Origin of the sequence: Pseudomonas sp. URIL14HWK12:I12 (assembly GCF_003097135.1) — a bacterium.
In the GTDB taxonomy this organism is placed as follows: Bacteria; Pseudomonadota; Gammaproteobacteria; order Pseudomonadales; family Pseudomonadaceae; genus Aquipseudomonas.
In genome coordinates this window covers 110,196-132,252 of sequence record NZ_QEQL01000003.1, presented here as the reverse complement: position 1 = coordinate 132,252, position 22,057 = coordinate 110,196, and the positions used below count along the sequence as shown (strand labels likewise).

The 22,057-nt window shown below is 59.8% G+C and carries 23 protein-coding genes, 1 tRNA gene and 1 pseudogene; 6 read left to right on the top strand and 19 right to left on the bottom strand.

The genetic code is table 11. From position 1 onward, the window contains the following. Positions 1–43 precede the first annotated feature (43 nt). The 9 genes and pseudogenes from F474_RS10700 to dibA all read right to left on the bottom strand — a co-directional run bounded on the left by F474_RS10700 (position 44) and on the right by dibA (position 8,553). Positions 44–829 (bottom strand): MetQ/NlpA family ABC transporter substrate-binding protein, encoded by a 786-nt coding sequence (locus tag F474_RS10700; protein ID WP_097084388.1) that lies wholly within the window; start codon positions 827–829, stop codon positions 44–46. Between the two features lie 103 nt (positions 830–932). Beyond that, positions 933–1,742: pseudogene (locus F474_RS10695) on the bottom strand (sigma 54-interacting transcriptional regulator); the annotation flags it as partial. Positions 1,743–1,759: 17 nt separating this feature from the next. Beyond that, complete coding sequence (locus tag F474_RS10690; protein WP_097084386.1) at positions 1,760–2,332, bottom strand: alpha/beta hydrolase; 573 nt, start codon at positions 2,330–2,332, stop codon at positions 1,760–1,762. Between the two features lie 208 nt (positions 2,333–2,540). Next, positions 2,541–3,509 carry a sulfate/molybdate ABC transporter ATP-binding protein gene (locus F474_RS10685; RefSeq protein ID WP_097084385.1) on the bottom strand — a complete coding sequence of 323 codons (969 nt, stop codon included), beginning with the start codon at positions 3,507–3,509 and terminating at the stop codon, positions 2,541–2,543. Between the two features lie 3 nt (positions 3,510–3,512). Then, positions 3,513–4,373, bottom strand: a complete 861-nt coding sequence (cysW, locus tag F474_RS10680) for a sulfate ABC transporter permease subunit CysW (protein WP_097084384.1) — start codon at positions 4,371–4,373, stop codon at positions 3,513–3,515. Positions 4,374–4,383: 10 nt separating this feature from the next. Next, positions 4,384–5,202 carry a sulfate ABC transporter permease subunit CysT gene (gene cysT / locus F474_RS10675; RefSeq protein WP_097084383.1) on the bottom strand — a complete coding sequence of 273 codons (819 nt, stop codon included), beginning with the start codon at positions 5,200–5,202 and terminating at the stop codon, positions 4,384–4,386. 61 nt (positions 5,203–5,263) lie between these two features. Further along, positions 5,264–6,283 carry a sulfate ABC transporter substrate-binding protein gene (locus F474_RS10670; protein WP_097084382.1) on the bottom strand — a complete coding sequence of 340 codons (1,020 nt, stop codon included), beginning with the start codon at positions 6,281–6,283 and terminating at the stop codon, positions 5,264–5,266. 95 nt (positions 6,284–6,378) lie between these two features. Then, on the bottom strand, positions 6,379–6,561 hold the full coding sequence (gene oscA / locus F474_RS10665; RefSeq protein WP_097084381.1) for a sulfur starvation response protein OscA: 183 nt from the start codon (positions 6,559–6,561) through the stop codon (positions 6,379–6,381). A gap of 99 nt (positions 6,562–6,660) precedes the next feature. Continuing rightward, positions 6,661–8,553, bottom strand: coding sequence for a phosphodiesterase DibA (gene dibA / locus F474_RS10660; RefSeq protein ID WP_097084380.1), 1,893 nt, complete (start codon positions 8,551–8,553; stop codon positions 6,661–6,663). Between the two features lie 138 nt (positions 8,554–8,691). Here dibA and desA point away from each other — a divergent pair, with 138 nt between their 5' ends. Then, positions 8,692–9,876 carry a delta-9 fatty acid desaturase DesA gene (desA, locus tag F474_RS10655; RefSeq protein WP_097084379.1) on the top strand — a complete coding sequence of 395 codons (1,185 nt, stop codon included), beginning with the start codon at positions 8,692–8,694 and terminating at the stop codon, positions 9,874–9,876. Positions 9,877–10,024: 148 nt separating this feature from the next. Then, positions 10,025–11,014, top strand: coding sequence for a sensor domain-containing diguanylate cyclase (locus F474_RS10650; protein ID WP_097084772.1), 990 nt, complete (start codon positions 10,025–10,027; stop codon positions 11,012–11,014). Positions 11,015–11,062: 48 nt separating this feature from the next. Here F474_RS10650 and F474_RS10645 read toward each other — a convergent pair whose 3' ends face one another. From F474_RS10645 to gabD, 3 genes are all read right to left on the bottom strand, one after another. Continuing rightward, a complete protein-coding gene (locus F474_RS10645) occupies positions 11,063–12,298 on the bottom strand; it encodes an HDOD domain-containing protein (protein WP_097084378.1) in 1,236 nt (411 codons plus the stop codon). A gap of 135 nt (positions 12,299–12,433) precedes the next feature. Then, positions 12,434–13,711 (bottom strand): 4-aminobutyrate--2-oxoglutarate transaminase, encoded by a 1,278-nt coding sequence (gene gabT / locus F474_RS10640; RefSeq protein ID WP_097084377.1) that lies wholly within the window; start codon positions 13,709–13,711, stop codon positions 12,434–12,436. A 142-nt stretch (positions 13,712–13,853) separates the two neighbouring features. Continuing rightward, positions 13,854–15,302 (bottom strand): NADP-dependent succinate-semialdehyde dehydrogenase, encoded by a 1,449-nt coding sequence (gene gabD / locus F474_RS10635; RefSeq protein ID WP_097084376.1) that lies wholly within the window; start codon positions 15,300–15,302, stop codon positions 13,854–13,856. Between the two features lie 305 nt (positions 15,303–15,607). Between gabD and F474_RS10630 the strand changes: the two genes are divergently transcribed. Together F474_RS10630 and F474_RS10625 are read left to right on the top strand one after the other, a co-directional pair. Continuing rightward, positions 15,608–15,684, top strand: a tRNA-Arg gene (locus F474_RS10630). A gap of 105 nt (positions 15,685–15,789) precedes the next feature. Continuing rightward, a complete protein-coding gene (locus F474_RS10625) occupies positions 15,790–16,872 on the top strand; it encodes a site-specific integrase (RefSeq protein WP_256577703.1) in 1,083 nt (360 codons plus the stop codon). Positions 16,873–16,907: 35 nt separating this feature from the next. Here F474_RS10625 and F474_RS22550 read toward each other — a convergent pair whose 3' ends face one another. The 3 genes from F474_RS22550 to F474_RS22655 all read right to left on the bottom strand — a co-directional run bounded on the left by F474_RS22550 (position 16,908) and on the right by F474_RS22655 (position 18,139). Next, the gene (locus tag F474_RS22550) at positions 16,908–17,480 is read right to left on the bottom strand and encodes a hypothetical protein (RefSeq protein ID WP_125483377.1); all 573 of its coding nucleotides are present in this window, start codon (positions 17,478–17,480) and stop codon (positions 16,908–16,910) included. A gap of 191 nt (positions 17,481–17,671) precedes the next feature. Further along, on the bottom strand, positions 17,672–17,836 hold the full coding sequence (locus F474_RS23080; protein ID WP_097084375.1) for an ATP-binding protein: 165 nt from the start codon (positions 17,834–17,836) through the stop codon (positions 17,672–17,674). A 162-nt stretch (positions 17,837–17,998) separates the two neighbouring features. Beyond that, complete coding sequence (locus F474_RS22655; protein WP_165830302.1) at positions 17,999–18,139, bottom strand: hypothetical protein; 141 nt, start codon at positions 18,137–18,139, stop codon at positions 17,999–18,001. A gap of 208 nt (positions 18,140–18,347) precedes the next feature. On the opposite strand from F474_RS22655, the gene F474_RS10610 reads away from it, so the two are divergent. Continuing rightward, a complete protein-coding gene (locus F474_RS10610) occupies positions 18,348–19,139 on the top strand; it encodes a hypothetical protein (RefSeq protein WP_097084770.1) in 792 nt (263 codons plus the stop codon). 37 nt (positions 19,140–19,176) lie between these two features. Here the strand turns inward: F474_RS10610 and F474_RS10605 are convergent, their stop codons facing one another. The 4 genes from F474_RS10605 to F474_RS10590 all read right to left on the bottom strand — a co-directional run bounded on the left by F474_RS10605 (position 19,177) and on the right by F474_RS10590 (position 21,633). Further along, positions 19,177–19,761, bottom strand: coding sequence for a hypothetical protein (locus F474_RS10605; RefSeq protein WP_097084373.1), 585 nt, complete (start codon positions 19,759–19,761; stop codon positions 19,177–19,179). 751 nt (positions 19,762–20,512) lie between these two features. Further along, positions 20,513–20,821 (bottom strand): hypothetical protein, encoded by a 309-nt coding sequence (locus F474_RS10600; RefSeq protein WP_097084372.1) that lies wholly within the window; start codon positions 20,819–20,821, stop codon positions 20,513–20,515. Continuing rightward, entirely contained in the window at positions 20,811–21,056 is a 246-nt protein-coding gene (locus tag F474_RS10595) for a hypothetical protein (protein WP_097084769.1), read from the bottom strand. Before F474_RS10595 ends, F474_RS10600 begins: the two co-directional genes overlap by 11 nt. Before the next feature lie 37 nt (positions 21,057–21,093). Further along, the gene (locus tag F474_RS10590; RefSeq protein ID WP_097084371.1) at positions 21,094–21,633 is read right to left on the bottom strand and encodes a hypothetical protein; all 540 of its coding nucleotides are present in this window, start codon (positions 21,631–21,633) and stop codon (positions 21,094–21,096) included. 99 nt (positions 21,634–21,732) lie between these two features. Here F474_RS10590 and F474_RS10585 point away from each other — a divergent pair, with 99 nt between their 5' ends. After that, positions 21,733–21,993 (top strand): helix-turn-helix transcriptional regulator, encoded by a 261-nt coding sequence (locus tag F474_RS10585; RefSeq protein ID WP_097084370.1) that lies wholly within the window; start codon positions 21,733–21,735, stop codon positions 21,991–21,993. The last annotated feature ends 64 nt before the right edge of the window (positions 21,994–22,057 follow it).

Below are 22,057 nucleotides of genomic sequence, written 5' to 3'. Positions count from 1 at the left end.
TGCTCCGGCGGCGGGGTTCCTGCAAGCACGGCAGGAGTGTCGATCAGAACGCCGGCAGTACCGCGCCGTCGTATTTCTTCTCGATGAAGGCTTTGACTTCGGGGCTGGTCAGGGCCTTGGCGAGCTTCTGCAAAGCGTCGCTGTCCTTGTTGTCCGGGCGGGCAACCAGGTAGTTGACGTAAGGCGAATCGGAACCCTCGATGATCAGCGCATCCTTGGCCGGGTTGAGCTTGGCTTCCAGAGCATAGTTGGTGTTGATCATGTCCAGGTCGACCTGATCCAACACGCGCGGCAGCACGGCAGATTCCAGCTCCTTGAACTTGAGCTTTTTAGGGTTCTGGGCGATGTCTTTGGGGGTGGCCAGCGCATTTTTCGGGTCTTTCAGGGTGATCAGGCCAGCTTTCTGCAGCAGCAACAGGGCCCGGCCGCTGTTGCTGCCCTCATTGGGGATCGCAACGGTGGCGCCTTCAGGCAGGTCGTTCAGGCTCTTGTACTTCTTCGAGTAACCACCGAAAGGCTCGACGTGCACGCCGACTACGGTCACCAGGTTGGTGCCTTTGCCCTTATTGAAGCTTTCGAGATAAGGCAGGGTCTGGAAGTAGTTGGCGTCGAGGTTTTTCTCGGCGACCTGGGCGTTGGGCTGCACATAGTCGGTGAAGACCTTGATCTGCAGGTCGACCCCTTCCTTGGCCAACACCGGTTTGACCAGCTCGAGGATTTCAGCATGTGGAACGGGGGTAGCACCCACCTTAAGCACCTCGGCAGCCTGGGTAAGGCCTGCGAAGGACAGTGCGGCAGAGAAGGCGGTCAGCAGAATTGTTTTTTTCATCGAAAAATCCAGTAGTTAAGCGCGGGTTGCGGGCATGGCGGCAACGATACCGCCTTGTTAGATGCTGGCGAAATAACATTTACGTTGACGGTTATAACTGAAGCAGATTCAGGTGCTCAGGCAAGATTTGCTCGCCGTTGCACACCAGTAAGGCAAAGTGGACGACATTTTCCAGCTCACGCGTGTTGCCCGACCAGGGATGACGCTCCAGGTGCGCCTGCGCCTCGGGGCTGATCACCGGCATTGCAAGGCCAAGCCGCTGGCAATAGATACCCAGGAAGTACTCGGCCAGCGGCAGGATGTCGCCCGGGCGGTGGCGCAGCGCCGGCAATGCCAGGTGGCCTTCGTTCAGGTAACTGAATAGCCGGGCGTTGAATTTGCCTGCTGCCACGGCCAAGGCCAGGTCGATGCTCGACGCGACCACCAGCCGCACGTCCAGGGGCGTTGGGTGCTGAGCGCCCACGCGGGTTACTTCGTGGTTCTCCAGTGCAGCCAGCAACGTGGCCTGAAGGCCCAACGGAAGGTCGCCGATCTCATCCAGGTACAGGGTGCCGCCGTTGGCCGAGCCGAACCAGCCGGTGCGGCCTGCAGCGCTGGCGTAAGTGCCGGCGGCGTAGCCGAACAGCTCAGCCTCGGCGTGGCGCGCGCTGATCGCCCCGCAGTTCACCGAAACGAAGAGCCCGGTACGGTTGCTGGCCTTGTGCAGATGGCGGGCGAGCAACTCCTTGCCAGTGCCGGTTTCACCACGGATCAGCACCGGCACATGGGTCGGCGCCAAACGCTCCAGGTCGTGACGCAATTGCAGCGAGCGCGGGTCGATGAACACCAGGGCGCGCGCCCGGATCGACAACGGGCTGCGCTCGCTCTCGGAAAAGGTCAGCAGCGGCTCCTGGCCGGTTTGCAGAACAGACATCACAGGCTCCGGTCAGGTCAGGCGGCGCGTTGGCGCAGCCGGGTTTGCAGGCGGTAGAGGTAGGCGAAACCCTGCTCCCAGTGGTGATAGCCGGCCTTGGCGTTGATATGGCCAGCACCCGCCAGCACGCCAGCCTCGCTGCCCCAGGCGCGGGCCAATTCCAACGCGCGCGGCGCGCTGGCCGCCGGGTCGTTGTCCGAGCCCACCAGCAGGCTGGGAAACGGCAACGGTTGCCGGGCGATGGGGGCGAAGCCGGCCAGTGCCGTGGGGCAGTTGGGCCGCTCGACATCCGCAGGCGCCACCAGCAAGGCCCCTCGCACCTTGGCCAGCGCCGCCGTACCGGCCTGTGCGGCCCAATGCGCAACAGTGATGCAACCAAGGCTGTGAGCGATGAGGATGGCGGGGTGCTCGCTGGCGGCCACCGCGTCATCCAGTACCTGAACCCAGGCACCCCGCTTAGGTGCCTGCCAGTCGGCTTGCTGCACCCGAGCGCTATTGGGCAGCAGTTGCTCCCAATGGGTTTGCCAGTGGTCAGGCCCGGAGTTTTGCCAGCCAGGCAGGATGAGGTAACGAATGGTATCGGCGTGCATGGCAGCGGCTCCGAAAGGACGGGGGAACGGGTGCCAGTATAGGGAGGGGGTTTATATTCTTTAAGGAATAAGAAATTATTTATTAATAACTAGAACTTTTATAGAAAGTCGTTGTGAGAGGGCGGCTCGCGGCTAGCTGCGCGACGCGCGGGTCAGCACGTCGCTCAGCTAGCCGCCCTCCCACGCTTTCAAACCAAGTGCTCAGTGGCTAGACCTTCGGCCGGAAGAACAACGCCTGGCCCTTTTCCAACCCGACCAGCGCGTCGTGGTCTTTCACCACTTCCACCTCGATCAGGTCTGGCTGCCCTTCGACGTTCAGCGTTACGCGGGTGGTCGCACCCAGTGGGCGAATGTCGCGTACATCGGACGCATGGTGGCCTTCGACCTCATGCCGCGACAGCGACACTTCATGGGGCCGGAACAACACATGGCGGTCGTCGCTCAGGTGCAGGCGGTTGGAGTCGCCCAGGAAGTGATAGACGAAATCGCTGGCCGGCTTTTCATACACCTCGCCCGGCGAGCCGATCTGCTCGATCACGCCCTTGTTCATCACCACGATGCGGTCGGCGACTTCCATCGCCTCCTCCTGATCGTGGGTCACGAACACCGAAGTCAGGTTGATGTCTTCGTGCAAGCGCGCCAGCCAGCGGCGCAGCTCTTTTCGCACCTTGGCGTCGAGCGCGCCGAACGGTTCGTCGAGCAGCAGCACCTTGGGCTCTACGGCCAGCGCCCGGGCCAGGGCGATACGCTGGCGCTGGCCGCCGGACAACTGCTCGGGGTAGCGGTCGGCCAGCCAGTCGAGCTGCACCATGTTCAGCAGCTCGTGCACCTTCTGCGCGATCACCGTTTCGCTCGGGCGCTCGTTGCGCGGTTTCATGCGCAGGCCAAAGGCGACGTTGTCGAACACGCTCATGTGGCGGAACAGCGCGTAATGCTGGAATACGAAGCCGACGTTGCGATCACGCACATCGGTGCCAGACACATCCTCACCGTGAAACACGATACTGCCCTGATCGGGGGTTTCCAGCCCGGCGATGATGCGCAGCAGGGTGGTCTTGCCGCAGCCCGAAGGGCCGAGCAGCGCCACCAGCTCGCCGCTCTGGATGTCCAGGTCGATGGCATCGAGAGCCTGGAAACTGTTGAAGCGCTTGCTGACGTTACGAACTTCGATCGACATGGTTCATTCCTCCGCGGCGCTGTTGCGCTGGCGGTCAAGGCGGGCTTCGCTCCACTGCTTGAGCAGCAGGATGAGCAGCGCAAGGATCAACAGCAGGCTGGCCACGGCGAAGGCAGCCACGATGTTGTATTCGTTGTAGAGAATCTCGACGTGCAGCGGCAGGGTGTTGGTCTGGCCGCGGATATGCCCGGACACCACCGACACCGCGCCGAACTCGCCCATCGCCCGCGCGGTGCACAGCACCACGCCGTAGATCAGGCCCCATTTGATGTTCGGCAGGGTCACATGCCAGAACATCTGCCAGCCGTTGGCGCCGAGCAGGCGTGCAGCCTCCTCCTCTTGGGTGCCCTGCTCCTGCATCAGCGGGATCAACTCGCGGGCTACGAAAGGCACGGTCACGAACACCGTCGCCAGCACGATGCCCGGCAGGGCGAAGATGATCTGGATATCGTGCGCCTCCAGCCACGGCCCCAGCAGGCCCTGCGCGCCGAACAGCAGCACGTAGATCAGGCCGGCGATCACTGGCGACACCGAGAACGGCAGGTCGATCAAGGTGACCAGAATGCTCTTGCCCTTGAATTGGTACTTGCTCACGCACCAGGCAGCCGACACGCCGAACACCAGGTTCAGCGGCACCGACACAACCACGGCGAGCAAAGTCAGCTTCAGTGCGCTGATCGCGTCGGGCTCGATCATCGCTTCGAAAAACGTGCCCACACCTGCCTTGAGCGCCTGGGTCAGCACGATAGCCAACGGCAGCAGCAAAAACAGCGCGAACACCAGGTAACCCAGGCCGATCAGCACCGCGCGGGCAGCCGGGCTGCCGCGCCGTGCCGCGTTGGCCGGCGTTGTGTTTGAATTCATGACGGGGCCCTCAGGGTGTTTCGACGCGGCGCTGCAGCAGGTTCACCAGCAGCAACAGGATGAACGAGACCACCAGCATCAACACGCCAATGGAGGTAGCGCCGGGGTAGTCGAACTGATCGAGCTTGGCCATGATCAGCAGCGGCAGGATTTCGGTTTTCATCGGCATATTGCCTGCGATGAAAATCACCGAACCGTACTCACCCACGCCCCGTGCGAACGCCAGCGCGAACCCGGTGAGCCAGGCCGGCAGCAGCGCGGGGGCCAGTACGTGGCGGAACACCTGGAACGGCTTGGCCCCCAGGCAGGCGGCGGCCTCCTCCACCTCGCGGGGGATGTCTGCCAGAACCGGCTGAAGCGTCCGCACCACGAACGGCAGGGTCACGAAGGTCAGTGCCAGGGTGATGCCAAGCGGGGTATAGGCGATCTTGAAGCCCAGGCTGGTGGCCAGCTGGCCAACCCAGCCGTTGGGGGCGTACAGGGCCGTCAGGGCAATGCCCGCTACCGCCGTGGGCAACGCGAACGGCAGGTCGATCATCGCTTCGATGAGCCGGCGCCCTGGGAAGCGATAGCGCACCAGCACCCAGGCCAGCAGCAGGCCGATGAGCCCGTTGATGACGGCGGCGAACAGCGCTGTGCCGAAACTGAGCTTGAGCGCTGCAAGCACCCGGGGCGTACTGATGATGGCCCAGAATTGAGCCCAGGTCAGGCTGGCAGCGAAAATGAACATGGTCGCCAGAGGAATCAGCACGATCAGGCTGAGGTACAAGAGCGTGTAGCCCAGGGTCAACCCGAAGCCGGGTATGACAGGGGAGATGCGACGCGACATAGGTGTCCTTATTCGAACGAACGAAGCCCGGACCTGATCCGGGCTTGAGCTACGCGGTAAGTTATTGCGGCTGGTAGATCTGGTCGAAGATACCACCATCACCGAAGAATTTAGGCTGAGCCTTGGCCCACCCACCGAAAATCGGGTCGTCGATCTTCACCAGCTCCACTTTCGGGAATTGCTTCTCGAACTGCTTGGCCACATTCTCGTCACGCGGGCGGTAGTAGTTCTGTGCGGCGATGCGCTGGCCGGCCGGGCTGTAGAGGTGTTCCAGGTAGGCCTTGGCAATGGCGGCATTGCCATTCTTTTCGGCGTTCTGCTCCACCACCGCCACCGGCGGCTCCGCCAGAATCGAAGTCGGCGGAACGACGATGTCGTACTTGGCCTTGCCCTCACCGTTGTTCTCGTCCAGTGCCAGGAAGGCTTCGTTTTCCCAAGCGAGCAACACGTCGCCCTGGCCTTTCTCGGTGAAGGTGATGGTCGCACCGCGTGCACCGGTGTCGAGGATCGGCACGTGCTTGAACAGCGTTTTGATGTAGGCGTTGGCTTTGGTTTCATCACCGCCATTGGCTTTCAGGCCATAGGCGTAGGCGGCCAGGAAATTCCAACGCGCCCCGCCGGAGGTTTTCGGGTTGGGCGTGATCACCGATACGCCGTCCTTGACCAGGTCGCTCCAGTCCTTGATGCCCTTGGGGTTGCCCTTGCGTACCAGGAACACGATGGTGGAGGTGTAGGGCGTGCTGGCGTTGGGCAGCTGCTTCTGCCAGTCGGCGGGCAGCTTCTTGGTTTTCTCGGCGATGGCGTCGATGTCACCGGCCAACGCCAAGGTCACCACGTCTGCCTTCAGGCCGTTGATCACCGACAGCGCCTGTTTGCCCGAGCCACCGTGGGATTGCTGCACTTCAACGGTGTCGCCGGGGTGCGCTTTCTTCCAGAAGTCGACGAACTCGGCGTTGTACTTCACGTACAGCTCGCGGGTCGGGTCGTAAGAAACGTTGAGCAGCTTGTAATCCTGGGCGATCGCGGGCCCCGCAAAAACCGCACTGATCGCGGCAGCCAGTGCATAACGGCGCAAAGACATGGTGTGTTGCTCCTGATGGCAATTCTATGGGCAGTTCTAATTATGGGGCCTGCTGGCGGCAGCGATTGGCCAGGCGCGCAGGCAGGTGCCAGCGGTCAGTGCGATTTGCCGCCGGTGTTCTGCAGCCGGAATTTTTCCTTGCGTTCGATCTGCACGACCTGAGCGTTGTGCACCGTGATCTCCACGGCGCCGAAACGCAGGTCGCGCAACGCGCTCTGAATCTCACGCAGAACGGCAGCTTCGTCCTGCCCGTCGACGCTACGCAGGGGTGCGCTCATGAATGTGCTCCTTTCACCTGGGGAAAGCCGGCGTTTGCCGCCGGGATGAGCGCACTATAGGAGGGAGTAGATATTCTTAAAAATAATGTTTAAGAATTTTTATATGTTTTTTAGTTCTATCTGCTCGGGTGGCACCGGCCTGCCGAAACCATAGCCCTGGCCGAGCTCGCATTGGTGCTCAAGCAGAAAACGCGCTTGCTCGGGGTGCTCGATGCCCTCGGCGTGCACCGTCATGCCCATGCTGCGTGCCAGCACGATCACCGCACGGACGATTGCCGCATCGCTGTCGTCGCCGGGCAGGCCGGCCACGAAGCCCTGATCGATCTTGAGCTTGTTCACCGGCAGGTTCTTGAGCCTCAGCAATGAGGAGTAACCGGTGCCGAAGTCGTCGATCGCCAGGTGCAGGCCCAAGGCTCGCAGGCGGTGCAGCTGCTCCAGCGCCGTATCGGGGTCGTCCATGATCGCGCTTTCGGTCACTTCAAGCTCCAGCAAAGCGGGCGGCAGGCCGGTGTCGCTAAGGGCTTCAGCCACCCAGCGTTCCAGCTCAGGGCGGCCGAACAGCCGGCTGGAGAGGTTCACTGCCATAAAACCCTCCTGCCAGCCGGCTTCGATCCAGCGCACACGCTGCCGGCAGGCCTCGGCGAGCACCCAGCGATCGATGTCGGCGATCAGCCCGCTGTGCTCGGCCACCGGAATGAACTCGCCCGGCGGCACCAGCCCGCGTTCGGGATGTTGCCAACGCACCAGTGCCTCGACGCCGGCCAACTTGCCGGTTACCAAGTGCACCACGGGCTGATAGAACACACGCAGCTCGCCCTGCTCGATCGCCCGGCGCAGCTCAGTGGCGACCTCCAGGCGCTGCTGGGCCTGGGCCGTCAGCGCCTCGGTATAAAAGGCGTAGCCGGCGCGGCCACTCTGTTTCGCCTTGAACAGGGCCGAGTCGGCGTTGCGCAACAATTGCTCGGCATCACTGGCGTCGTTGGGGAACAGGCTGATGCCGATGCTGGCCGAAACGAACAGCGAACGGTCGCCCAGCTCGAACGGCTCCACCAGTTGGTCGAGCAGCCGCCGCGCCAACGCCGCCGCCTCGGCCAACTGGCCGCAGCGCTCGTCGAACAGGGCGAACTCGTCGCCCCCCAGCCGTGCCAGGGTCTGGGTGGGGCGCAAGTGCGTGGCCAGCCGCTGGGCGACGGCGCGCAGCACCCGGTCGCCGAGGCCATGGCCGTAGCTGTCGTTGATGTTCTGGAAATAATCCAGGTCGATCATCAGCAGCGCGCCGCCGTGCTTTTCCGATTGCGCCTGGCGCAGGCCTTGTTCGACGCGGTCTTGCATCAGCGCACGGTTGGGCAGTTCGGTAAGCGCATCATAATGATCGCGCCGTGCCAGCTCCTGCTCGGAGCGCTTGGCCACTGAAAGGTCGGAAAACACCGCCACGTAATGCGTGACCCGGGCGAACTCGTCGCGCACCGCGCGGATCGTTTGCCACTGCGGATAGATCTCGCCGTTCTTGCGGCGGTTCCAGATCTCGCCGCTCCAGTGCCCCTCCTGGTCGAGCTGTGTATAAACCTGCCGGTAGAACGCGGCATCATGGCGGCCAGATTTGAATTTGCTAGGGTTCTGGCCCAGCACTTCTTCCTGGCTGTAACCGGTGATGTCGATAAACGCACGGTTCACGTGCACGATCACATTCTGGGCATTGGTAACCAGCACGCCTTCCAAGGTGCTGTCGAACACGGCCGCAGCCATGTTGAGACGCTCCCGGCGCGCACGGTATTCTCGCCCCATCACGCGCAGCAGGCGGCTGCGCCAGGCAAACAACACCAGGGCACTGCCGGCTGCCCAGACATATCCACTTACCATTTGCCCGTGGGCAATGGCCGTGCTGTCATCGAAAAGGGTGTTCAATAGCCGGCCGGTCGCCAGCCACCACAGCACGCAAGCGCTGAAATACAAGCCGGCGACCACCAGGGCGCTACGGTAGGGAGAAGCCATAAAGCAAGAAAAGCCCTTACGCAAATGTGCCGGAGTATAAGCCCTTTGGCCTCCCGGCCCCTATCAGCCAAACGTGCTGTTGCAACAGGCAAGGCTGCCGATACAACAACCAGCGCTCCAATCTCGAGGTTATCGACCATGTGGTACAACGGTTTGCTCGACCTTTCCGCCTGGCAACTGGTAGGCGTCACCTTGCTGATGACGCACGTGACCATTCTCAGCGTGACCATCTACCTCCACCGCTACTCCGCCCACCGCTCGCTAGAGCTGCATCCGGCGGTCAAGCATTTCTTCCGCCTGTGGCTGTGGCTCAGCACTGGCATGAATACCCGCGAGTGGACCGCTATCCACCGCAAGCACCACGCCAAGTGCGACACCCCTGAAGACCCACACAGCCCCGTCGTGTTGGGCCTGGGCACCGTCATGCGGCGGGGCGCCGAGCTCTACCGCGAAGAAGCCGGCAACGAGCAAACCTTGCGCATGTACGGCAAGAACTGCCCCGATGACTGGATCGAGCGCAACCTCTACACGCGCTTCCCAATGGGCGGCATCGTGCTGATGGCATTGATCGACCTGGCCCTGTTCGGCGTGCTGGGCATCACCGTGTGGGCGGTGCAGATGATGTGGATTCCCGTGTGGGCGGCCGGTGTGGTGAACGGCCTGGGCCATGCGGTGGGTTATCGCAACTTCGAGTGCCGCGATGCGGCGACCAACCTGGTGCCCTGGGGCGTGTTGATCGGCGGCGAAGAGCTGCACAACAATCACCACACCTACCCCAACTCCGCCAAGCTCTCGGTGCGCCGCTTCGAGTTCGACATCGGCTGGTTCTGGATCCGCGTGCTCAGCGCCCTGCGCCTGGCCAAGGTGCAGCGCGTCGCGCCGGTACCGCATCGAGTCCAGGGCAAGAGCCTGCTCGACATGGACACCGCTCTTGCGCTGGTCAACAACCGCTTCCAGCTGATGGCCCAGTACCGCCGCCAAGTGATCGCACCTGCCGTGCGGCTGGAGCTCAGCCAGGTCGATGCGTCTGTACGCCATCGCTTCCGCCGCGCCAAGCGCCTGCTGGCCCGCGAAACCAGCCTGCTCAGCGACCAGCATCAAGCGCGCATCGAGCACATGCTCGAACACAGCCAGGCGTTGAAAGTGATCTACGAAAAGCGCCTGGCCCTCGCCCAAATCTGGGCCAAGGCCAGCGCCAATGGCCACGACCTGCTGGGCGCCACCGGCCAATGGATCCACGAAGCCGAAGCCAGTGGCATCCAGGCGTTGCGCGATTTCGCGCAGCAGCTCAAAAGCTATTCGCTGCGCCCGGCGGGGCATTGACCTGGCTCAGCCTGGCGCCCCGAAACGGGCGCCGGGCGGGAACTTCGAAGCATTTTTCTGCTCTTACGACATGTTCTGCAACATCTGTGGGCCAGAGCTCAGGCGCCCGCCGGTGAGCCACCCTGCACCGTGACGAGTAGCCGTAATGATGGTCGAGAAGCATCCGCCACAACCGCCCGCGACCCCCATACCGGAAGCCGCCGAGACGCTGCTGGCCCTGATGCACGCCCAAGGCGAAGCGGCGCGCCTGCGTGAGCGGGAATATCTCTTCAGCACGCTGCTCGCCAGCGTCAATGCCGTGCTCTGGGCGTTCGATTGGCAACTGCAGCAGATGATCTACGTTAGCCCCGCCTATGAGCGCATTTTCGGCCGCTCGGCCGGGCTGTTGCTCGCCGACTACAACGAGTGGCGTAACAGCATTTACCCCGACGACCTGGACTACGCCGAGCGCAGCCTGGCTGAAGTGCTCGAGCGCGGCTCCATCGAAGATCGCGAATACCGGATCATCCGCGCCGACGGCCAGATCCGTTGGGTCAGCGACAAGTGCTTCATCAGCCAGCAACAGACCCCCGGCGAGCGGGTGGTGGTGGTTGGCATCACTGAAGACATCACTGAAAAGAAGCAGTTGGAGGCCGAGCTGCAACGGTTGGCCACCACTGACGTCCTGACCCAGAGCAGCAACCGCCGGCATTTTTTCGAATGTGCCCACCGCGAGTTCGAGCAGGCTCGGCTGCACGGCACACCGATGTCGTTCCTGCTGCTGGACATCGATGACTTCAAGCAGATCAACGACACCTACGGCCACCAGGAAGGCGACAATGTGCTGCAGCACATCGCCGAAGCCGGTAAGACCACCTTTCGCCGCGGCGACCTGTTCGGCCGCATTGGCGGCGAGGAGTTCGCGGCCGTCTTCCCGGGGTGTGGGCTTGAGATGGCTCAGCAGATCGCCGAGCGCCTACAGCGCGAAATCCAACGGCTGGGCTTCAACCGCGACGGCCACCAGTTCGGTGTCACCGTCAGCCAGGGCCTGACCACCCTGGCCGAGAACGACGAGGCGCTGGACAACCTCTACGCCCGGGCGGATGCGGCCATGTACCAGGCCAAGCGCCAGGGCAAGAACCAGATCATCATCGGCTGATCAGCCCGATCGCTGCCCAGGCAGGCCGCTGCTCGCCAGCCAACCTCTTCAATCCAGAGACTGCCCCGCTGCCGCTACCAATGGCGCCTTGCGCAAGCGCCCCAGGTCGACCCGGCTGAGCTTGAGCAGGCGCGCCGTCTTACCGCTGGCCACGGCCTCGAGCTGATCGTCTTCCGGGCCGATGCGGGCCATTTGGCCGGCAAGGTTCATCACCAGGTTATCCCTCGAATACACCCCGCCCCCTAGCGCATAGATCGAAGCGATCAACTCGCGCAATTCCAGCGGCAAGCGCCAACGCGTGCGCAGGGCCGACCCAAACCCTGCGCCATATTGGTCCAGCGCCGGCTGGATCTGCGCCTCGTCAAGCGCCCCGCCCGCGAGCTTCCACTCCTGCAGGCACCGTAACAGCGCCAGGTCACCCAGGCAGTGAAGCAGGCCTGCGCAGTAGCAACGCTCTTGGTCGATACTGGTCAGCCGCGCCAAGGTGCGGCCGAATTCTGCGGTGTGCAGCGAGAGTTTCCAGTAGGTCTCGGCGTACTCCGCCAGCATCGGGTCGCTCAGCCGGGCGCTACGCTTGAGCGCCAGGCCCAGTATCAGGTTCATGCTTTGCGTGGCACCGAGCCGGGTAAGGGCCTGCATGAGGGTTTGCACCACCCCTTCCCGATGGCGCGCCGCGCTGTTGGCGGCAGAGATCAGCACAGCGGTGATCTGAGGATCTGTGCGAATGTCTTCTTCCAGTTGCCGCAGGTCGAGGTTGCGCGCCTGCAGGCTGCGTTTGACCGCTGCTTGCACGTCGGCCATCACCGGCGCGCCGTCTGAAACCTCACGGCGCGACTCCAGAAAGCTTTCAAGGCTGATACCGGGCATCAAAGACGGTGTTTCGCAAAAAACCTCTTCTTCCGGGTTGAGCAGCAAGGTGTGAAGGCGCTCGCGCAAGGCCGCCACGTTCAACGGCTTGGTCAGGTACGCAGTGGGGGCCAGCGGCAGGGCTTCACGCACACTGGCAGCATCGCTGCGCTCGCTCATCAGGATGAAGGGCACCCGCCGGGGCTGCTTGCGAACCCGGCGCAGCAGCTCGAGCCCGTCAATGCCGGGCAGCTCACGCGCGGCGATGATCAAGTGGGGGCTTCTGGCGATACCGGCCCAAGCCTGGTGCCCGTCTTCGCACACCGTCAGGTCAACGTCACAGCGCACGTCCAGCATCAGCTGGGTGAGCATCTCGCGCGCCCAGCCATCGGGCTCGGCGATCAGCACCTTGGGGGTTGCGGAGTGGGGGTCGGCCATGATCCAGAATCTCCTTGAGGGGTCAGCTTTCAAGCCCCTTACAGCAGGTAAGAACATTAACGACCCGATGGTGCCATTACGCAAAAAAAAACCCGCCAAATGGCGGGCTTTTCTGCCGAATGGATCACATTTGGCTTACAGCTCGGCGAAGCACTCTTCCAGAATCGCCAGGCCTTTGTCCAACAACGCCTGCTCAGCCGTCAATGGCACGAGGATACGCAAGACGTTGCCGTAGGTGCCGCACGACAGCAGGATCAGGCCCTTCTCGCGTGCCTTGGCCACCACTTGGGCAACGGCCGCTGCGTTAGGCTTGTGCGAATCGCCGCCTTCGAACAGCTCGACTGCGATCATCGCACCCAGGCCGCGGACATCACCGATCACCGGGTATTTGGCCTGCATGTCACGCAGCTTGCCGGTCAAGTGCTCGCCGACGCTGACGCAGCGCTCCAGCAGTTTCTCTTCCTCGAACACTTCCAGCACGGCCAGCGCGGCGGCGCAGCCCAGCGGGCTGCCGGCGTAAGTGCCGCCCAGGCCGCCGGGGGCGATGGCGTCCATGATCTCGGCCTTGCCGCACACGCCCGCCAGCGGGAAGCCGCCAGCGATGGACTTGGCGAAGGTGGTGAGGTCAGGGGTAACGCCCATCTGCTCCATGGCGAAGAAGGTGCCGGTGCGGCCGGCGCCGGTCTGCACTTCGTCAGCAATCAGAAGGATGCCGTGCTTGTCGCACAGGGCGCGCAGGCGCTGCATGAAGTCTTTCGGCGCCACGTAGAAGCCGCCTTCACCCTGCACGGGCTCCAGAATGATCGCAGCGATGTCGCGCGGCTCGGCGTCGTTTTTGAAGATGCGCTCGATGCTGGCGATGGCGTCGTCGGTGCTCACGCCGTGCAGCTCGCATGGGTACAGGGCACGGAACACGCCACCAGGCATCAGGCCCATACCTGCCGAGTACGGCACGACCTTGCCGGTCAGACCCAGGGTCATCATGGTGCGGCCATGATAGGCACCGGTGAAGGCAATTACGCCAGCGCGGCCGGTGGCGGCACGAGCGATCTTGACGGCGTTCTCGACCGCTTCGGAGCCGGTGGTGACCAGCAGGGTCTTCTTGGCGAAGTCACCGGGCACTTTGGCGTTGATCTTCTCGCACAGCTCGATGTAGGGCTCGTACGCCAGCACCTGGAAGCAGGTGTGGGTCAGCTTGTGCAGCTGCGCCTCGACCGCCGCCACCACTTTGGGATGCAGGTGGCCGGTGTTCAGCACCGCGATGCCGCCGGCGAAGTCGATGAATTCACGGCCTTCGACGTCGGTGACGGTGGAGTTCTTCGCATGGTCGGCAACGATCGGGTGGATCTGGCCGACGCCACGGGGAACGGCCGCCATGCGGCGCTGCATCAGGGATTCGTTGGTCTTGCTCATGACAGTCCTCTTTCGCCGCTCATCGTCGGCGTGGTTCAAGGATTGAGCGCCAGGGGTGGCCAGCGCAGCATACGATGATCGACTGCGGTGGGCCCTGGCGCCTGGGGTAGCGGGCCTGAGCGTTACGCCAGGCCCGTGCGCATCAGACGCTGATGCACAGGTATTTGATTTCGAGGTAGTCCTCGATGCCGTACTTGGAGCCTTCGCGGCCCAGGCCCGAGGCTTTCACGCCACCGAACGGAGCGACTTCGTTGGAGATCAGGCCGGTGTTGATACCCACCATGCCGTACTCCAGCGCCTCGGCCACACGGAAAACGCGCGAAAGGTCTTTGGCATAGAAGTACGAGGCCAGGCCGAACTCGGTGTCATTGGCCATGGCGACCACTTCGGCCTCGTCCTTGAAGCGGAACAGCGGCGCCAGCGGGCCGAAGGTCTCGTCCTTGGACACCAGCGCATCCTTGGGCACGTCGGCCAGGATGGTGGGCTCGAAGAAGGTGCCGCCCAAGGTGTGGGCCTTGCCGCCGGAAATCACCTTGGCGCCTTTGCTCAGCGCGTCTTGGATGTGCTCCTGAACCTTGGCCACGGCCTTTTCGTCGATCAGCGGGCCAGTGGTGATGCCCTCTTCCAGGCCGTTGCCGATCTTCAGTTTTTCTACCGCTGCCTTGAGCTTGGCGGCGAAGGCGTCATACACCCCGTCCTGCACATAGAGGCGGTTGGCGCACACGCAGGTCTGGCCGTTGTTGCGGTACTTGGAAACGATGGCGCCTTCGACGGCTTTATCCAGGTCGGCGTCATCGAACACGATGAATGGCGCGTTACCACCGAGCTCCAGCGACACTTTCTTGATGTCTTGGGCGCATTCGGCCATAAGCTGGCGGCCGATCTCGGTGGAGCCGGTGAACGACAGCTTGCGCACGATCGGGTTGCCGGTCAGCTCGCTGCCCACTTCACCCGCGCTGCCGGTCACGACGCTGAACACGCCTTTCGGAATACCGGCGCGCTCGGCGAGCTCGGCCAGCGCCAGTGCCGAGTAAGGGGTTTGCGATGCAGGCTTGAGCACCATGGTGCAACCTGCCGCCAGGGCCGGGCCAGCCTTGCGGGTGATCATCGCCGCCGGGAAGTTCCAGGGGGTGATGGCTGCGGTCACGCCGATCGGCTGCTTGATCACGATCAGGCGTTTGTCAGGCTGGTGGCCTGGAATGGTGTCACCGTAGACACGCTTGGCTTCTTCAGCGAACCACTCAAGGAACGACGCGGCGTAAGCGATCTCACCCTTGGCTTCGGCCAGCGGCTTGCCCTGCTCCAGGGTCATCAGGCGGCCCAGGTCATCCTGGTGCTCGATCATCAGCTCGAACCAGCGACGCAGCTTGCCCGAACGCTCTTTGGCCGTCAGCGCGCGCCAGGCCGGCAGGGCCTTGTCGGCAGCCTCGATGGCACGGCGGGTTTCAGCCTTGCCCATCTTCGGCACGGTACCGAGGATTTCGTTGGTGGCGGGGTTGTTGACTTTGATGCTCTGGCCGCTGTCAGCGTCGACCCAGGCGCCATCGATGTAGGCTTGCTGGCGGAACAGGTTCGCGTCTTTGAGTTGCATGTCAGGTTCCTTGGGGCGGGGCTGCCGCCTCGCTGTTTATTGTGTGGCCTGAAGGAAAGGCCGCTGGGGCGGCCATGATTCACCGCCCACCACCGAGCCCGCAAGGGCGTTCGAAATCTCAAACGTGATGTTAGGTTCTACGCCTATAAAGGACAAGAGGGTGTTCGAAAAAAAGAACGGGGCCGGTTTTGAAGCTGAAACGCTTCTGTTACAGCCTCTGGAATAAGAAGCGGCCCGGTTAAAACGTTGTGGTCGTTTCAGGCATGGACGCGCGCGGTTGTGATGGGTATCATGGCGCCCGCGTTGCACTCGTAGCTCAGCTGGATAGAGTACTGCCCTCCGAAGGCAGGGGTCGTGGGTTCGAATCCCGCCGAGTGCGCCATCTTCTTTCCCTTGTGTCACAAAGGGTTAGCGCTTCTGATAAAAACCTGTCCTAGTCCTGAAAGTCGTTTTTGCCACAAATTTGCCACACTCAAGTGCGGCGGGAATGGTCGAAATGGCAACAATCAGGAATCGCGGCGAGTATCAGTGGGAAGCGCAAATTCGCCGTAAGGGCTATCCAGCCCAGCGCAAAACCTTCGAAACCAAAGCCGACGCCCAAGCCTGGGCACGTATGATCGAAAGCGAAATCGACCGGGGCATCTTTGTCTCTCGCGTTGAGGCTGAACGCACCGCCTTTCATCAGCTCATTGATCGATACATCTTCGAGATCGCTCCGAAACACAAAGGCGCGTATTCGGAAATCAAACGACTCGAAGCGCTCAAGCGTCATCCGCTGGCAACGCGCATCGTCGCCACCCTGACCTCCTCGGATTTTGCCCGCTACCGTGACGAGCGCTTGAAGATTCGCAAGGGCAACACGGTGAAGCGTGAGCTGGCTTTGTTCCAATGCGTGATCGAGGTCGCCCGGCGCGAGTGGGGTATTCATCTCGCGGAGAACCCGGTGCGGATGGTTAGCCGGCCAAGCTACAACGACGAACGCTCACGGCGGCTTGATCCAGCTGAAGAGCAATACATCCTCAGCGCGTTGGAGCCGTGCGAACGCCGTTCGGACGGCACCTATGCTGATGCCTCTCACAATCCTTGGATACGCCCCATCGTCCAACTGGCGATTGAAACCGCCATGCGCCGTGGTGAGATCTTCGAGCTGCGTTGGAAGCACGTGAACCTGGACCGCCGGACCGCACATTTACCGGCGACCAAGAATGGTTTGCCAAGGACGATTCCGCTCTCTCCCAAAGCCATCCAACTATTGAGAGAACTGCCGCGCTCCCTGTGTGGTCAAGTATTTCCTACCTCCGCTGATGCTCTGAAGAAGGCGTTTGTACGAGGTCTGGAGCGTGCACGGGCAAAATACTTGGCAGACTGTGGTCAAGCATGCGTAACACCTCAGGAGGACTTCCTGCTTGATCTGCGCTTTCATGATCTGCGTCATGAGGCTACATGCAGGCTCGCGACCAAGCTGCCGAACCTGATCGAGCTGGCAAGCGTGACAGGGCACCGGGAGGTGAACATGCTAAAACGGTATTACAACATTACGGCGGAGGAGCTGGCAGCGAAGCTGGCGTGACGTCTCCTCGCCGCATCAATGAATGCTATGGGAGGTTACCGCGCTTCAGTACAGCTCTGCCTGTAGATAGCCGCGAGCAAAGCTCCGCCGTCGCGAATAGCTTGCAACTCATCATTTGCATTAAATCCTCCTTCTCGTGGAGATGCTCTCAACTCAGGCGGAACTTTACTAGTTCGCAAACTCGTAACGACGTAATGGTGCAGCGTCACTCTATTAAGAACCTTTGCTTCTTCTTCAGTGAGCATTGGCACAAGCGCAGATGCTCTTTTCTCGTACGCCAACTGCTCATCTAAGATTACTTCACGTGGAACCTTTTGATGCTGCTCAAATGTTTCTCCCGCGAGAAGATCGCTTATACTGACAATGTTGGGATATCCCCTATCGGCACTAAATTCTATTTCAGCCGCTAATGAAGCTGCCTCACGCAGCTTGTCACAATGCATTTCCGCCCCTCTTGCTCGCCTAGCAATCTCCGCCCGCCTCACCTCCTCCTCGTTTTTTACAGACAAAAGAAGATATGACGAGCACACATTGCCTATGCCGGTAGCAATAGACATAACGATTGTCAAAAAAATAGCGACATGCCAACGCTTGCCTTCGATTTCCACTCCTAGCTCCTTACTTCGCAAAATAACCCACATACCGCCTCTGCAGTGTGGATTCTACGCATCCAGTACCACAGCTAGGTAGCGAGAACGCAGCGACGCAAGTTGACATTGGTGGGATGAAGCCCCTACCGCCGTCAATTCCGTTAACGCCTACGCATCTTTAGTCCGATCCGATAAGTGTCGTGCACCAATCAGCCGAGGATCGCGCCACTCAGGGTCAAATCGCAGGTCAGCTCATACCATTTGTCCGCCAGCATCTGGCTAGTTATCACTATTGAACGGTTACTGTAGCGGTCGTCTAGCGACTCAAGTATGTCGCGTCGTTGCCCAGCGTTAAACGGTCCAAAACCAGGCATCAAGGATCAGCAGGGATGGCAAGCTATTCGTGAAATCCGCACTTTTCGAGTACGGCCAGCCTGAATTCACTGAGTAGAAACCCTGTTAAAAATCTGTCCTACCTGATCCCGCCGCCACAAGCAAAAACTGACCTCTCAGATCAATTGAGAGATAGTCAGATGTCAGTAGATTACGAAACCATCCAAAAAATACAGAATCTCGGCGACGACGTTCTCATCGGTGTTGCAGAGGTGGCCGCGCTGACCGGGTTCAGCGTTCTGACTGTACGCCAGCGGAAGCTGCCCGGTCTTGAACCCGTCCATGGGTTATCGAGGCTTAGGTGGAGGCTGGGGGATCTCAGGATCTGGATGCGTACAGGAGATACGAGCACTCGCTCTCAACCTCCGAGGGAGATTGTACCTCCACAGCCGAAGCGCACGGGCAGACCCACGAAAAAGGCACAAGTAGAGGCGCGTCAATGACCAATGCTTCGATCCAACTTCTATTTTTGCATGCGGGGGGGCAGTGATCATGGGCAGACAGAGAACCATCAGAGACCAGAACTTCTGGCGCTCGCCGCGCCTCCTGAATTGTACGACCGAAGATAAGGTTGCATTGCTGCACCTACTGACCGCGCCTGACAGCAACATTACTGGCGTTTACCCGCTCGTGCCGCGCATTGCAGGCGCAGAGCTCGGATGGACCGCAGATCAATGGCTACAGGTTATCCATCGGCTGCAGGATGAAGACCTTGTCAGGTATGACCACAACCGCTTCGTTGTATGGGTGCGCCTTTGGTGGGACCACCACTCTGCTAGCCAAGTAACAGGTCCGAAACTGAGAGACCGCACGGTCGGAGAAATCCGTCGTATACCTAGCGAATGGCTTAGTGACTTTCTAAATGACTTCAAAGAGCGACTGACCGGCGATCAGCAACGCCTGGTTGAGGATTTGCTCCAATCAGACCGCCCACGCTCACCTAAAGAGGTATCGATACCACAGCAATGCGGTATCGATACCCTATCTACCAACGTGCGCCCTAACAACAAACCTCAACAGAAAACACTAACCGAAACGTCGAGCGTGAGCTCCCGTAAGCTGGATATGTCGGGCATTCCTTCCGAACACCAGACTGATGTACACAGGGGGATAGTAAAAGCCATGACCAGCGGTAAGCTCCGCTTTGCGCCCCAGGCGGTCATTAACGCGATGGCTGAAAATTACCGGTCGACCTCAAGCAAGCCACAAAACGCAATGGCCCTCACGCTGTACTTAGCAGAGCACCTGCACAACGCTCTCTCAGCCAACAGCTCAAGGTCGTAGGCTCCTTCAAACGAGAGGCGCGAGACGACGGTTGCTTTCATTCGTCCGTCACTGATTCCAAACCTAGGATCCGTGCCAATTCGCGGTTGGATGAATTGACACGGAGGCGGCTAACCAGCCCCTGCTCTCGCTCCCGCTGCTTGAGCAGATAGGCATCGTTAAAGCATTGCACGATGTCATGTTCATTCAATATTTTCGCCGAGACCTGTCGCTTTAGCCGGTTAATTATTTTTCGGGCGCTGAGCTGGGCTGCCTCTCGCACATGCGCACGCATGATGAGATCCCGAAAAATCCAGTCCGAAATCCAACCTTTCGTGAATGCCCAAAACACCAAACGCTGGAAAGTATCCCAAGCCATGCGCGATTGCCCACTGAGGTAGCGCCTCAGCACTCGGCCATCAGCATCACCGAAGCCGGACACTTTCAGCTCAGCAAGCTGACGTTCCAGCTTCACTTTAGACATGCCTGACTTCACGCCAACCCCGGCGAACAGATACTCGATCAGATCAACGGGCACACGGATCACGAAGTTTTTCCTGCCGGTGCCTTGGTGTTGCTTGATCTCACGAAAGACAGCCAGCAGGGCTTCAGACGGCTCGATATCCTGGGAACTTAGCTTCATGCAGCTATTGTTCGACTACTCCGCCGCTCTGTCAAAAGCATATTGGCTTTCAAAAACGCGTGTTCTAGCAGTACGGGACCTTCGCTCAATTTAGAGCCGCCACCACCTGCACGTAGCTGCAAGCAGAGCCCTGGAGCAAGCTGGGCCCGGTCTTGAGCTCCCCGGAGTAAACCCGTGGTGTGGTGTGCCGCATCTGGTAAATACTTTACCCCGGCCCGGTTCGGCTTTCCGTGCCCTTCGTAATACCGACGGCCAAATTTTCCTCATCCATCCAGTCAATATTTCACTCTACCTCGTACCTAGCCGTTTTTGCGTTAGCGATTGGCTAGAGATCCTCCATTCCTGATAGTTGATCGTTACCCCAATCATCTTGGCATGCTTCTTTATAAAATTTATCGAGGCACTTACTGTTTACAGATACCGCACACTCCCCAGATACCGAACGTGATGTCGGACAGGTCTCCTACAACTCTTTGTCTGCGCCCCCCAGTCATCCTTTCCAGGATACGCTTCATGCTTACCAGCGCTTTGTCTTTGCATCCTCATCACCTGTTCCCGAGGTGGTCACGTTGATGCGAGCAAAAAATGGGACAGGGTAGGGTTTGTACTCCCGCCAGGCATGGCGTACGTACAAGCGGCGGTGCGGCAGTCGTTTCACTCCCTTGCTACGTCTACCGTCCCTGCTCAGGGCAAGCCCCGAGACCCCAGAGCGCAAAGCGGTTACCGATAAGGCACCAGGTAAGCTGGCCACCTAAAAATCAATTGAGATACCAAAAATTGAAAGAATTTCATGCTCAGCCAAGCCTCGGCTGCGCATCTCTGAACCCGCTGAAGACGTCAGCACATCGTGCTCAATTCTCTGCTGCTTAAGAAGCCGACTCAGAAGGAAAAATTCATCTTGTGCCTCCATCTCCTGGAGACGCTCTGGTGCGCTGAGCGCCCAGCGATCAAGAATCCGCCAACCGCGGAAATGGTAGGAGCTTGAGAGGCGGATTGAATCGATAGTCGCTTTGCTCAGCACGCGTGTTGCAACACCTGAAATGTTTCGCTCAGATAGCATCTGTGCTCTCCTTCAATAGGCGATTGATCAAGCGGGTGTTTTGACCAATTGAAGATGATCGAAAACCACCTCTTTCCCGCAGCTCGCAGATATGCGCAGCGGCAAAACCGAGAAAACTCAAAACCTCTAAATCGTCTAATGCCAGGGCAGCATTCGCGGAACGCATTAACTTATTCGCAGCCTGAAGCCGAGCAATAGTCTCATCAAAACAGCCTACCCCGATATCTTCAGCCATATCCTTAGCACTCCTCATTAAATGAGCAATCATGAAATCAATTGCCAAGCAGCATTCGCAAGCGAGCTTCCGTATCTACTACCTCCCATGGCTTCAATGCCAAGCCAAATGATGGGATAGATAAATTTGTAGTTAAGATCTCTAAACGATAATTTCGTTTCCCTACTGGAAGGATACGCCAGGACCTGATCTCATTTAGCTTAAAAAAATGCCCGCCCCCACTCGCTGGATAAGCTAACAACTTACTATTTAGAGGATCGATACCAAGATATGCATCATTGATCTTGGCAAACACCTCTACCTGAGGCTCAAATTGCGTAGAACGATATCTATCTGCTATGCGCCTAAGCTTTTTTCCGTAAATCTCATTCACCTTCCAAAAAAACCATCCGCCTCCTGCGAAGTACATAAACAAGACCCAGAATAACCAGCGAATGGCTGGATTCTCGCTATTAGAAAATCCCAGGAAAAAAGGCAGATTAAAGCCAGTAAGCACTAGTATAACCAGTAGCAATGCGCCAGTAGGTAGGCAACCAACAGCCCAAGCTACCCGGATTAGCTCCCAAACCAGTCTCATAGCTACTCCAAAATTCGTTTACGCTACGACTTTATCTGAAAATCAGTTATCCGAAAAGCAGATATAGCTTCAGAGGCTGAATTGCCACTGGGCGCAGCCATGAGTAAAGCGATCTACCGACCTGAGCATGCGATTTTTCTGGAAGAACTGAAGCGGATGCGGGTCAAAGCTGGGCTGACACAAGCCCAATGCTCAGCGGCATTAGGCAGGCCACAATCGTTTATGAGTGATGTTGAAAGAGGGATTAGGCGGCTAGATACGATTCAGCTTCGCGATCTGTGCAAGGTCTTGAACACCGACCTTCTCAGCTTCATCAGCTGCTTTGAACGTGCCCTCGACCATAGCAACTCGAACGAGTGAGCCATGGAGCCGCTGTCCGGTCAGCAATGCCGGGTGATGTATAGCAGTCTTTGTAGCTGGCAAT